General features: G+C 35.7%; 17 protein-coding genes. 6 read left to right on the top strand and 11 right to left on the bottom strand.

The features are described 5' to 3' along the window. The first annotated feature begins 149 nt into the window (after nt 1-149). Nucleotides 150-665 (top strand): hypothetical protein, encoded by a 516-nt coding sequence (locus TY15_RS19915; RefSeq protein ID WP_042375290.1) that lies wholly within the window; start codon nt 150-152, stop codon nt 663-665. Nucleotides 666-702: 37 nt separating this feature from the next. After that, entirely contained in the window at nt 703-861 is a 159-nt protein-coding gene (locus tag TY15_RS24450; protein ID WP_157042275.1) for a hypothetical protein, read from the top strand. 339 nt (nt 862-1,200) lie between these two features. Here TY15_RS24450 and TY15_RS19910 read toward each other — a convergent pair whose 3' ends face one another. After that, nucleotides 1,201-1,401, bottom strand: a complete 201-nt coding sequence (locus TY15_RS19910) for a hypothetical protein (protein WP_042375288.1) — start codon at nt 1,399-1,401, stop codon at nt 1,201-1,203. A gap of 147 nt (nt 1,402-1,548) precedes the next feature. On the opposite strand from TY15_RS19910, the gene TY15_RS19905 reads away from it, so the two are divergent. After that, nucleotides 1,549-2,109 (top strand): hypothetical protein, encoded by a 561-nt coding sequence (locus TY15_RS19905; protein WP_042375287.1) that lies wholly within the window; start codon nt 1,549-1,551, stop codon nt 2,107-2,109. Between the two features lie 471 nt (nt 2,110-2,580). On the opposite strand, the gene TY15_RS19900 is transcribed toward TY15_RS19905, so the two are convergent. Then, complete coding sequence (locus TY15_RS19900) at nt 2,581-3,321, bottom strand: DUF3800 domain-containing protein (RefSeq protein ID WP_042375285.1); 741 nt, start codon at nt 3,319-3,321, stop codon at nt 2,581-2,583. A 9-nt stretch (nt 3,322-3,330) separates the two neighbouring features. Then, nucleotides 3,331-4,224: a helix-turn-helix domain-containing protein gene (locus tag TY15_RS19895; protein ID WP_042375283.1), complete on the bottom strand. Its 894-nt coding sequence runs from the start codon at nt 4,222-4,224 to the stop codon at nt 3,331-3,333. An 899-nt stretch (nt 4,225-5,123) separates the two neighbouring features. Here TY15_RS19895 and TY15_RS19890 point away from each other — a divergent pair. Then, nucleotides 5,124-5,495, top strand: a complete 372-nt coding sequence (locus TY15_RS19890; RefSeq protein ID WP_042375281.1) for a hypothetical protein — start codon at nt 5,124-5,126, stop codon at nt 5,493-5,495. Nucleotides 5,496-5,597: 102 nt separating this feature from the next. Here TY15_RS19890 and TY15_RS19885 read toward each other — a convergent pair whose 3' ends face one another. The 4 genes from TY15_RS19885 to TY15_RS19870 form a co-directional block, all read right to left on the bottom strand. Then, the gene (locus tag TY15_RS19885; RefSeq protein ID WP_042375280.1) at nt 5,598-6,257 is read right to left on the bottom strand and encodes a replication-relaxation family protein; all 660 of its coding nucleotides are present in this window, start codon (nt 6,255-6,257) and stop codon (nt 5,598-5,600) included. Further along, the gene (locus TY15_RS19880; RefSeq protein WP_042375277.1) at nt 6,254-7,441 is read right to left on the bottom strand and encodes an FtsK/SpoIIIE domain-containing protein; all 1,188 of its coding nucleotides are present in this window, start codon (nt 7,439-7,441) and stop codon (nt 6,254-6,256) included. The genes TY15_RS19885 and TY15_RS19880 overlap by 4 nt, the downstream gene beginning before the upstream one ends. Continuing rightward, nucleotides 7,438-7,857, bottom strand: a complete 420-nt coding sequence (locus TY15_RS19875; protein ID WP_042375274.1) for a hypothetical protein — start codon at nt 7,855-7,857, stop codon at nt 7,438-7,440. Before TY15_RS19875 ends, TY15_RS19880 begins: the two co-directional genes overlap by 4 nt. A gap of 265 nt (nt 7,858-8,122) precedes the next feature. Further along, on the bottom strand, nt 8,123-8,302 hold the full coding sequence (locus TY15_RS19870; RefSeq protein ID WP_042375271.1) for a helix-turn-helix domain-containing protein: 180 nt from the start codon (nt 8,300-8,302) through the stop codon (nt 8,123-8,125). 472 nt (nt 8,303-8,774) lie between these two features. Here TY15_RS19870 and TY15_RS19865 point away from each other — a divergent pair, with 472 nt between their 5' ends. Further along, the gene (locus TY15_RS19865) at nt 8,775-8,999 is read left to right on the top strand and encodes a helix-turn-helix transcriptional regulator (protein WP_042375267.1); all 225 of its coding nucleotides are present in this window, start codon (nt 8,775-8,777) and stop codon (nt 8,997-8,999) included. A gap of 65 nt (nt 9,000-9,064) precedes the next feature. Here TY15_RS19865 and TY15_RS19860 read toward each other — a convergent pair whose 3' ends face one another. The 4 genes from TY15_RS19860 to TY15_RS19845 all read right to left on the bottom strand — a co-directional run bounded on the left by TY15_RS19860 (nt 9,065) and on the right by TY15_RS19845 (nt 11,829). Beyond that, nucleotides 9,065-9,358, bottom strand: coding sequence for a hypothetical protein (locus TY15_RS19860; protein WP_042375265.1), 294 nt, complete (start codon nt 9,356-9,358; stop codon nt 9,065-9,067). 114 nt (nt 9,359-9,472) lie between these two features. Continuing rightward, nucleotides 9,473-9,667 carry a helix-turn-helix domain-containing protein gene (locus TY15_RS19855; RefSeq protein ID WP_042375260.1) on the bottom strand — a complete coding sequence of 65 codons (195 nt, stop codon included), beginning with the start codon at nt 9,665-9,667 and terminating at the stop codon, nt 9,473-9,475. A 273-nt stretch (nt 9,668-9,940) separates the two neighbouring features. Beyond that, nucleotides 9,941-10,837 carry a coiled-coil domain-containing protein gene (locus tag TY15_RS23325; RefSeq protein ID WP_052353847.1) on the bottom strand — a complete coding sequence of 299 codons (897 nt, stop codon included), beginning with the start codon at nt 10,835-10,837 and terminating at the stop codon, nt 9,941-9,943. A 128-nt stretch (nt 10,838-10,965) separates the two neighbouring features. After that, nucleotides 10,966-11,829: a tyrosine-type recombinase/integrase gene (locus TY15_RS19845; RefSeq protein ID WP_042375257.1), complete on the bottom strand. Its 864-nt coding sequence runs from the start codon at nt 11,827-11,829 to the stop codon at nt 10,966-10,968. Nucleotides 11,830-12,171: 342 nt separating this feature from the next. Here TY15_RS19845 and TY15_RS23815 point away from each other — a divergent pair. After that, a partial coding sequence (locus tag TY15_RS23815; protein ID WP_148336004.1) for a ParA family protein occupies nt 12,172-12,293 on the top strand: 122 nt, incomplete at its 3' end.

Raw genomic sequence — 12,293 nt, 5'->3', positions numbered from 1 at the left:
AAGGGCCAGGAGTTTTCTCCTAGCCCCTTTTTTTGTGAAACATAACGGCTCTTATGTAACGAATTTTTATTTCCCTTAACAGGAATGTGTGATTTTTTATGGAATAAATAGGAAGTAGTTGAAACAAAAAGGTTAAAGGAGGGAAAGACGTGAAAGATGTGCTGTATTTTTTGCTGTATGCTTTGATCGGAGGAATTGCGGGGGCAATTTTCAAGTGGGTTGCTGCATTACTAGAAGGTATTTTTATCGGTGGGATTTCGGGGCTCCTGACCGGCTTCAAAAGTACCATTGCAGAGCGGATGGAATATTACCCTAAACGATTTTTCTTTATTTTGCTACTCAAAAATGTGATTGTCGGTTCTATCAATGCTCTTATGATCTACATAATTACATTTAATTTTATGTTTCAGTTCGACGGTAACTATTGGGTTTATGTGATAGCCTCAATCTTTTGGTCCTTTTTGCTGTTGGGCTATACGCCATCATTTGTAGGGATGTATTTTATGACTTCTACGGTCTCATTAATTTTAATGTGGGTTGGATTTAGCATCTTAGCTCCTCTAATTATTGCCCCAATTACTTTCATCATTAGTTTAGCTTATTATTATGGACGAATTAACGTAATCCTGGAAGAAGAACAAATGAGGCATAATTTCCAAGGATAAATGAGCGATTTCTCATTGTTCAGGGAGGGATATTAAAATGAATCAACCATCTAAAGAAAAAAGGAAGTTGTTGTTAACCCTCATTAGACCTGTAGCAGAGCGAAGGCAACGAGAAATGGTAGAAAAGGAAAATTTTAATCAAACTCTTAGAAATGTGGATTCTCACAAAGCTATTAAGCAACATACTAAAAAATGAGGGGTGGATGGTCCATCCAGTCATCACGATTAAATGTATAATTGTGATATGTATCAGAATGGTTAAAATGTTACATTTGGAAAAAGTGAGAAACATTGATTTGTCGGGCTTGAATCCAATTTAAAAAAAACATTAATATATCATATTGATCATAGGTTACATATAGTAAAAAAAGATTAGAGTAACTAAAACCACTAAATATTGACCCTCCGAAATGCGTCACTGACTTTTATTTATGAGAACGAAACTTTTAATGGTAAAAAACCACTTGTACATTTAAATACCAGTGGTTTTTTACTATTAAGTGATCCTGTTATTGTTTCAAAGCCATAGAGTAACTTAATAAATAATTTGTGCAAATAAAAAGTAAACAGAGAATAACAACATTATTGTTCCAAATATTTTGTTTTTTTGTAAAAGGAAAAGTAAGCCTGCAAACAATGTTCCTATAAAAGTCCCCCACTCTAAATTAACAATAGAATAAAGAAATCCAAGTATAGCTACAACTTTTAATGCCAGTATTAAATTCTTATTTTCCATATGCTGCATCCCCTTTTTGTGTTTTCTTTTTTTGAATTCTTTTGAAAAAAAAGAAAAATTTTCTATTTTTGTATAGAACTAAATACTATCTTATGATAGCATACAATAGTATTCAGAAAAAACAAAAAAGGGAGATAATACTAATTTATGAAAAAATTACTAGCAACATCGCTATCATTGGCACTAGCTTCTACTGCTTTTTTACCTTTTTCTTCAGCATCAGCCAGTGAACTTGAACCACCTACAAATGTAGTAACATCATCTTCAACTTCAACAGCTATTCCTGAACAACTCGCACAACTTCAACAAATTCAACAGTCTAGTAATCTAAATAACTCTTTAAATCCAGTAGATTCACCTACTGGTGGGTTTACTACTTTTAGTATTGAACCACCTGATACTGGTGGCAGTGAAAGTTGGGTTTTTTGGACTACTGACTACTATAATCAAAAACTACAATGGACAACGATGGCTTCGGCTGCTTCTGCTTTAGGAATTATTTTAAAAATACCAAATTTGAGTCTTGCTGGAGTTGTAGGAAACTATATAATCTCTAATAAAGGCAGCTGGTTATATATAAGGGATGTAAAGTATTTTAGAATGATTGGCGGTGTCATGCAGGTACAACATAACGTTTCATACTATACGAATTCTTCGATGACCACTAAAGTCGGTAGTTCTGTAACATATATTACTAACTATAGCTAATAATTGATTTAAAGATTGCTAAGAGAGTCTAGTTTTAGACTCTCTTTTGTTTAATTTTATAATTTAAATGCATACATAAGCGTTGTTATGTATTCAATTCGAATCAGCAGCTATAATTATGGCCAAACAAAAAAGCCTGGTAACCAGGCTTATAATGAGAACACACTACAATCTTGCTTTTTTTCAATAAAGGCATGAAGAGGCAGGATGAATTATGCTTGCAAATAAAAAGACACCCTGTAAATGGGTGCCTTCCGACAAAGATTGAAGAGCTTTCGCCATTCACCCTTGTCTGCCGTATACAGATTGAAGAGCTTTCGCCATTCTCCGTATAAATTATATTATTGGTTCTACTTGTCGTTTTATACATGTACGTGATCAATTTAAGAAGAGCTTTCGCCATTCTTTTTTTTTAAAAGGGAAGAGCTTTCGCAGTTCCTTGATTAATATTAGCCCCTTCAACTTAATGTGTCAAGGGATTAATTTAATCCCAAACCGTTTTTGGTCACCACAACAACCGTCATAAGAGATTTTTTCAAAAGCATCCACAAGCCCGTAAGTACGCAATTCATAACCTGTTAGCTTACGATTTAGGGAATTAGGAATTAAATCTGCTAATTGAAGCCCTATTATATTATCTGCTTTTAAAGGAAAACTGATGTTACCTAATCTGTGTTGGATAGTTCTCCGATCATAAAAAAGAGTACCGTTAGCTTTTAAATAGTAATAATGCGACTGTAACTGATCATCTGTTTGGTGCGGAGAAGGGTTAGTTGACTCAACGTAAATGTCTCCTCGTCCATTAACCGATTCCAAAAAGTGAACAAAATTTTCAACGATTAGTTGCAATGATAAAAAATATTTATCTCTAACGCCTGGATACATTTTATATAAGTTTTTTTGATGGACAGCTACAGCCAGACCTTTAATATCATTAGAAAGTAACACATTTTTGATATCAGTCCAGAACTCCTCACGTTTTGATTTATCTTGAAAAACTGCAAAAGGTGTCCCTGTTTTACGATCTGATATTTCCTTTTCGTGAATGATAACAGAGGTAGAGCCTGCAAAGAACTTTTGTTTTACCTTTTCTACCTCTGGAATGATTGTTTCTGAATAATCAGTGGTTTTAATGATAACACCAGCAAGGCAAAAATAATCAAAATGCCCCCCTGGATGTATCTCGTCCAAAAATAATGAATAGTGTTCCATAATATCCCCCTATGATTCCTCTATTTCGCTGTTCGTTTCTTCAATTTCTTGGTAGTCAATAAAATACTTTGGATCTAGTGTACTTTTATCAATAATAGCTAACTGTTCTATAAGCTGTTTTCGAGGCTCATAGGTATTAGACGTAATATCAATTTCATTTTCATTGTCCAAAGCAATTCCTAATAACGCATTACCGTCGTAGGTATAGGGACTAGTAAAAAAGTAAGTTTCTTCGATGCTTCTTTTAGAAACAACAATGTCCTCCGATGCCTTTAGTTCATAATAATGGCCCGTTAATACCCCGTTTTCTCTTCTGGTAATGAACAATATCCATTGGATATTTTGGGTGTTAGTGCGAAGTCTTTTTTTAGATTTCGAAATTTTCCACTGAAAAAGGTGGAATACGCCAATGACATTACCAAATATTTGTTTTTGTTTTTTCAATGAATTGGTGATGTCTTCAATAATCTCTTGAGAGTCATCAGGGTAGGAACCGGTTGTTTGAGCCTTCATTAAGGTAGTGCTATACGGTAATAAATAAGTTGTTGCAGATTTATGAGTTGCTTGCTCTCGATATATGAGTTGCCTATCAACGAGTATTTTTACCCACTTATCAACTGTTCGTGTACCAACCTTAAAGAAGTCGGCTATTTTTTCGATACTATACCAGGAGTCGCCATCGGTGTTGTTTGAGTTGAAACAAAAAAATAAGTATAGTTTTAAAGCTCCCCCTTCAATCTTGGAAAGATGATTCTCCTTGAAACTGGTAAAAATCATTGCAAATGTTTCTTTACTATCATTGTTTCCTTTATTAAACTCTCTCCAGCTGGAGTAATACTTTTTGTATGTTTGATCCTTATCGTCATAAGGACTGGAAGGCAAAATTTTAAATCCTTTTTTCATATATATCACTCCGTGTCGATTTGTAGGATTAATGTAACACGAAAACAAATGATAAGTAAAATGAAAAAATGTTCCTTTATGTTAAGGAAGTTGAACAATAATGTGAATAATATCGATATTTTATTGTTTGCTTTTTCGCAAAAAAGTACGTGCAAACTAAATAATAAACGGATTAATAACACGAGAATAACACGTTGAAGCAAACGTAGAAGATTATATACGAAGAGTAAACACGAAAATTTGGGCGGACCAGGTAAATTTTAAAATTTTTTTTGGGGGGTAAATTTAAGGAGATTCGCAAAAACATAAAAGTGCGGTTTTGTTACGAATATAAAAAGGGAGTTTCTGTGACAGCATTACTCCCCTTTTGCTTTTACAAGAACGGCTTTATCAAGATGTAATAGATAAAAATAATGGTTGTATATAGCCTACAAATACGAAAAATAAACCAAAGAAATTGGTCCTCTAATTCACGCCATTTTCTCATTCTCATCGTCCCCTTTCTAAATAGGGGTAATACGGGAGAAGGTTTCTAGATTATTAAAAGTCCTGAATTTGAATCCATACAGACAAAAATATGTTTTATGATGGACAATTTTTATTGAATTACTATTGATTTAAAATTTAATAACTATTTTGCCTTTAACCTGTTAAAAATCCTCCATTTTGGTTTACTATATTCGGTAGTATTTTTTGCTTTGCTTAATGAGGAGAACTATTGGTACCGTTGGGTTCCTCTGTATTTAAAGTATATCCGTTGAACGGACCTGTTCAACGGATATAGTAAACCTTGCACGTTGAACCCTGTTCGCTGGAATATTTTTTTTAGCAAGATGTTCGAATAAGGGAAAATTCCGTGTACCATGTTCTCTGAAACTAAGGAAAGGGGAAAACCTAATATGTTAGAGGACGAAAAACAACCAATCGAGAACAATAAGACAATACCGACTTCCGGAGAACTTTTAGCAGCCTTTTATCTAGGCTCAGATTGTTCGGAGGGTAATCTTCCAAGGTCCGAGGAAGAAAGGATTATGGAGGATAACGATATGCTTGATCCTGATGAGTTTGATTTAGGACAAGATTTAAGTTTCTTGGACGACGATTTTCTTCCTATGGAATTTCCGGGAAAAATTGAGGTAGAGACAATTGTGTCGTTTAATTTTGAAGAGCTCAAACGGATGAAAAAATCAGTGCTAAAAGATGATCCAGAATTAGAAGATCTGTATTTAGCAATAAAACTGCAGGAAGCTATCGATAGCCATCCATTTTAAAAGGGAAAGGGAGTCGCTAATACAGCACTCCCTTTGTTTTATATAATCACATTATTACCGTTGAGTATAAATAGTTGGCTTTAAACTATTGAATTATCATTTTTACGAAGTTTTTAATTTAAGTGAATTGCTCTTTACTTCAATTTTGCTTTTTTCCACTTTTGGAATAAAGGTATTCACCAGCTGCTCTATATTTTGTACCTGGATGAACCGTACATAAGGGCTTTCAATGCTGTAGCGGGTATCGGTCAACATCAAGACCGTAGGAAACACTTTTTTGTTTTCTGGTTGCCAAGGCTCTTGCTGCCATTCGTTGCTCAAATAATACTGATCGTAACGACCGACCTTCTCCTTCATCACTTTATCTGAATAGATAGAACGCTGTATCTCGACGAAGAACGGCCCTCTCTTCCACAGCATAAAGGCATCGGGTTCCATATACCCTTTTCCAAATTTAGGCTCAACTATGAAGCTTTTGGGCTCCTCATATTTGATTAAACTTCTGTAAAACTCAGCAATTTTCAAGAAATGCGGTATCTTTGTGGAATCCTTCTTGATTGGAGACGGTGCGGCAAAATAGGTATATGGCAGCTGTTTGGTGCTTACCTCGATGTATCCGTCCCGTCTTAATCGTTTTAAAACCGTATTACAGCACGTCACAGGCTGTTTAAGGCTTTTAAAGTGTAAATCGATGATATCATCCCTTGTAAGGCATCTGAAACGCTGTAGGTCGTTTAAAATGGCCAGATCTCTCTTTTTCATTCCGGTAACACCCCAAACACATCTTTTTCAATTTCTTTTAGGTCGATAGTCTTCTCAGAAGGCTTTATTTGGTCTGTAAACATCTGCTTTGGTTTTCCACTCTTATAAGCCTCCATTATTTTTTCTACCTCATCCTCGCTCAAATATGGGGCTCTCAGTTCGATTAATTCATTGAGACTTAGCAGAAACTTACCAGGCTCATCTGCACTTATCTTTTCGCTTCCAGGCGTGTCTCCGATCATAGCATTACGCAAATCCACTGTTCTAAAGCCCATTCTGACTGATAGAACGCCCCTTACATCGGTGCTAAGGATTTTATGGGAGGGACGCTGCATCGATAAAATAAGGTATATTCCATAAGCACGGCCAAGGGAGGCGATTTGAAGAAGGTTACTCATAATCTCATCGTCCTTAATCATTACGAATTCATCTACCACGAGAACGATGTGGGGTGGCTTTTTGTCTTTCGGTAGTTTATTAACGTGCCTTACCCGGTGCCCCCTTAAAAGGGTACCTCGCTTTTCTAATTCGCTTTTCAGATGTTTGAGGACAGGAGCAAAAGCTTTCACTTGGTAGCTTACATTCATAACGTGATCAACATCCTCGTATAGCACTAGCTCGCTTTGTTTAAAATCTGCCATATAGAACTGAATTTCATCGGCTGAGTAAAACTGTATCAGTGTGGAGATAATGACGTGCAGGATGGAGCTTTTTCCACTCCCCGGCTCTCCAAATATCAAAAGGTTTGGGTTATTGGTTGCATCGTACATCAGTAGCTTTCCAGCTGAATCATATCCTGCAACGATAGGGATTGTGAATTTTTCACGTTCAATAACTGCGAGTATCTCGTCGTAATTGTAATTAATCTTCTTTTCCTTATCGCCCACAAACACTGTGAGCTTGAATTCCTTTACTTTGCCGGATATCTCTATACGTTGGCCAAAGACCTGCTCAAAACAATATGTTTTTTTCTTTATCTCCTTTGGATCCATTCCTGTAGGAAGGGAAAAATAACAAGTAACAGTCTTCTGATCATAATTAAATTTAACGCTACGGATTTTCGGATATATCTTTCCAGTGTTTTGTCCCTGAGAGTAGGAGTAAGTAACGCCCATATCTCCACTCTTAAATACCTGGGAGACTGTAGCTTTCATCCTTTGCTTAGCAAACCACTCTTTTATCATAGAAATGCCCCCAATTTTGAGATGAGAATAAGGATAGAAGCGAACGCGACTACGGGAAAGCCGATTTTTAGAAGTCCGGAAAGAATGGCAGCAGGTTCAATAATTCCGTGTTCTCCTAATTTCTTTTCGAGAATGGCCACGATAACGACGCAACCGGCAGCGATGAGGAAGTTTATATCAATTAAGGCAAAGGGATTGATGTAGAGGGAATAGACTGGGAACGATGGGTGGACGGTGCTCGGACGGGAGATAATCTCCTTATTGTGGAGATTATTTTGTTGCTGCTGGCGGTACAGTTTTTTGAGTTTTTTCTTTGCTTCAACGTATTCTGTAGAACCTCCTTCACAAAATGTTTTAAAGTCCAAAGTTTCAATGTGATTCGAAAAAAACTGGAAATTAAATGTGCGTTTTTTCATCATTTTTCCTCCTAAATGTTACTCCGGAAACTATGTTTTTTTAAATGGCCGACCCTCGACTTTTTGGAGGTGCTCTAGGGGAGTGAAGTCTGGATTTGAAAACCTACTTGAGGTTAGTTGTGTTATAGGATTGACTTGTCGGCTTACCCGACAACCATTACCCGACAAGTTAAGTTGTCGGGTTTACTTGTCGGGTAACAAGCTTATTACACTGAGAAGTGGCTGTTAAAATTGGAAATTTTTATCTGCTTCCTTCTCTTTTCTTTTAGGTTGATTGTGTGTGCTTTTGTTTTTCCAACCAATCCATTAAATCTGTGTACTTAACGAGTTTTCTCCTACCCACATGGATAACGGGGAAATCGGTTAAGTTCATAATGTTGTAAACGTGTGTGGTAGAAACTTGGAGTAATTCAGCAACATCCTTGACTGTTAAAATTGGTTTCATTAATTGATCACCTCAAATTAGTTTTAACCTGTCATTTCTACCTTCATTTATCTTCCCCTCCTCAATTTAAAATTTTCTGATAATTAAGTTTTCTGTTTATTTGAAAATTCTTTATCTCCCCCCGGCCCCCTCTTCAGGCCTTCCGGCTTCGCCTCCCTCTAAACATTTTTCAAATTTTATTCTTTTCATGGGTTTAGGGCTTGATTACTTTGATAAAGGTAACGTGATAGATAACTTGAAAGAAAATATGGTGGTTTACTGTTAGCTAATTTGATAGGTGCTAGAAATGGGCTTTGATAAAGAGTATTCACTACTGTTTGTCCAAGTTTCCCTTTTTTTACGAAAATTTCTCGATTTTTTTGAAAGGTTCCCTTTTATGGTGAAAGGGAAAGTATTTTGGGATTCATTCGTATAAGTAAGTGAAATGTTGTCAAAGATGCAACTAAGAATAGTTAATCAGGAGAGGGTATATATGTGGGGATTAGGAAAGAAAAGGAGTAAACTCGGCAGGTGGTTGGATCATCAAGGCTATAATCAAGAAGATCTTACAAAAGAGGCCGGCGTGAGCAGAAATACAATCAGCCGAATATGTTCGGATCCAGATTACTTACCTACAGCAAAATCGATTCAAAAAATCATGAGAGCTATTAGAAAGATTGACCCGAACGCTAAAGTGGATGATTTTTTCGATATGTGAGGAAAAACATTATCAAGTTTCAAATTGAAGAGGCACCCCAACAGGCGCCTCGTTTACTTTACTTCTCATGAAAATTGGTAGAGGTTCTTACGTCTGTGTTGTTTGGTTTTTCCCATATATCCTGATCTAACAATTTTATGAAGTTCATCCTTACCTTTGCTGCTAATTACTTCTACTACCTTTTCATAACTTACATTTAACCTGTTGGCCACTTCGGTAATACTACTTGTCATAGCGTATTCCTTGATGATTTCTTGTTCTGAATTGACTGGTTGGTATGATTCGATCAATTCAACATAAAATTGGAGTCTTTCTATTTCTGCTTTTGCCCTGTCATAGGTAATGAATTTATTTGCCATAAAATCCCTCCTTATCAAATGGAAGGATTCGACTAAAGGTAATATAACCCTTTCAACAAATCTGTGAACATTACTTTATTTTGAAATTCACTACAAAAGGCAGATTATGTATAACTATGATTCTAATCCTTTTCTCTGAAGCCAATCAAAAAAGGCATCCCGATTTACACGTTTAAGTTTCCCTATTTTGATTGTAGGAAAGTCTTTTTGGTTCATTAATTCGTAAGCAACTCGTTTCCCTATTCGTAGGATTTCCATTACTTCCGAAACAGTTAATACAATGGGGTAGTCATCTTTGGTTTTATGCATTGTAAGAGTCACCTTTACCCAGTTTTTCTTTCCTAAACTCTGTTTCTGTTTTTAAAAAGGTCAATTTCTTTTGCATTTCTCTTCTGTAGAGTTTGAGGATGTAATCGTAACACTTGCGAAGGATTTCATTAGAACAAGGACTTTCAATTAGGGTTACTTTCACTTTTATCATCTCCTTTTCGTGCTATTACTGCATTTGTTTAAAATTTCGCTTAAAAAATCTATTTACCTCTTCAACAAGAAAAAAGAGAACGAACTGAGTCGCTCCCTTGTTTATTTATCGTTATTTGGTTTTTCCTTTGATTCAAGCCTTTCGTATAACCCTGCGAGCTTTTCGTTATATTGTTCGTGAGACTGCTCTAATTTAGCTTGGTATTTACGTTCAATCTCTAAAATGGCTCTTTCTTTTTCAAGCTCTTTTTTATCTGTTAACTGAGTTAACTGGTTAACTTGGTTAGCCCTCAAGTTTTCAATTTCATTCTTGTAATCATCGATAACCTTAGTCAATTTCGTTTGCAGCTGGTTAATGAGAGCTTCTTGATCGCGGGTTGTAGTCTTTAATTCCTCGATGGATGAAATCATTCTGTTTTCTTTTTCTATATGTGCAGCATTTATTTTTTCCTTTTCAACAGCGTGAGACTGCTTCAGTTCTGTGTTTTCGGTAGCATAGCCCTTATATTCGTTTATAAGGGAAGATAAAGTATCAACCTTTTCCTTGTACTCTTTGATTAAGTCTAGATTAGTGGAATTTGAAGCACGCAACTCTTCCAGTTGACTACTTAATTCCGTTTTTTCCCCTTCGTTTTGTTTAAAGCCTTCTTCTGCGGCAGATAGCTGCTCCTTCAACGCTTTTACATTGTTCTGAAACTCTGTGATGGTTAGATCGCGGCTTTCAATCTTGTTTTCTAGTTCCTTTACAGCATCCATCTTCAAATAGTCTGCCCTTTGGATCATATTGGCCACAAGTTCATAAATCCTTTTCGTGTGCAGCTCAAGCTCCGATAAATCTTGTTTGTAGTCCCCGGATCCTTCTTTTAAGTTTTGAATTTCGCTCATTGCCACAGCTTTCTCGAACCATTCTTTTGATGAAATTCCGGAAACCTCAATTATATTCTTTACGCGTTCATATAAATCTTCACTGACTTTGACTCCAAATGTTTTATCTGACATTTTCACTTCACTCCTTAGTTAACTAAAATTTCCTTATTTATCAATAGGTTAACCGAGTTAACCAAGGTTAACCAAAAATACAAAAAAATAGAGACATAAATTTCATTAGTTTAATCATAAGCTCGCATTTATAATTGGTCAATCAAATTCACGTAGTGCGATTGCGGTTTCTCCAAGTAAATCTTTGTTACTTCAATCGAGGTATGGCCCATATATTTAGCTATGTCTTGGATTGGCACGCCTTGTTCAGCCAGACGCAACCCAAAAAGATGTCTTAGATTATGAACATGAGCCTTAGAAGCTTCAATCCCTGCTTTTTTCGCATATTTTTTCATTTCAGAATGAGCGGTTTGCCTGGTTAATGGCCCTCTTTCACCCACAAATAATGCTTTTGTGGTACTGGAATAGGGTTGATTCCGAACTTCCAAATACTCCCTAAGCGATTTAATAAGCTTATCGCTCATATAAATATCGCGGTATTTGGACCCCTTGCCTTTAATATCTTCAATTACTTTTAGCCCTTTTTCAACATGATCAGTTCGAAGTTGAAGAGCTTCACTGATACGCATACCTGAGTAGTACATAGATTCAAATAGCGCCTTTGCTCGAGTATCATGAGCTTCATTGGCAGCCCCTATTAAACATTTATAATCGCTTTCTGTGAGCAATTCTTCGTCTTTGAGGGAATACTGCTTCTGTATCTTTTCCTGCTTAATACGAGCGGAAATTGATAGCTCAAAACGCTCATTAGCAAAATCAAGAAATTGCTTAACCCCCACCAACTTCCTATTAATCGTTAGGGTTTTTAATTTTCGCTGTCGTAAACATTCTTTGAAATCAATTACATCATGTTTTTTTATTTTCGTAATATCTTTCTTGATAAAAGCTATAAAATCCTTCACATCGGAGACATAACCATCAATAGTTCCTTTGCTTTTCTCTTCCTCCTGAAGATGATTTCTGTATGCTTCTAAATATTCCACATTTTTCATATCCTCATCCCCTTTTAACTTTATACTTTAATTAATTAACTCTATAAGGTTAATTTAATGATAAACCACCACCAACAACAAGTCAATACACATAACTAAACTTTTGTTATGTATTTTAATTTTGAGTTGATAGAACAGTATCATTCACCTTTATTAGATATAAATTCTTAGTTCAGTTTACATAATCAAGAAAATACGCTTACTATCATTTTCAGTGAAATTAACATTCTTTGAAGGAAATACCGTTATATACGTTAAATATAAATAATGATGGTTGCACTAACACCAACAATAACACTAATATAAACATTAATATTAATAAAAAATAAGGTGGTGGAATTGATGGCTGAAATTATTTCCGTAGGGATCCAGAAGGGTGGATGTGGTAAGTCCACAACTTCCAGTGTTTTGGCATATGCTCTTAGTCAAAATTATAAAGTTTTGGCTGTTGATATGGACGGGCA

The organism is Neobacillus jeddahensis, from assembly GCF_000612625.1.
Classification (GTDB): Bacteria; Bacillota; Bacilli; order Bacillales; family Cytobacillaceae; genus Neobacillus; species Neobacillus jeddahensis.
This window is presented reverse-complemented; position numbering and strand designations above follow the sequence as displayed.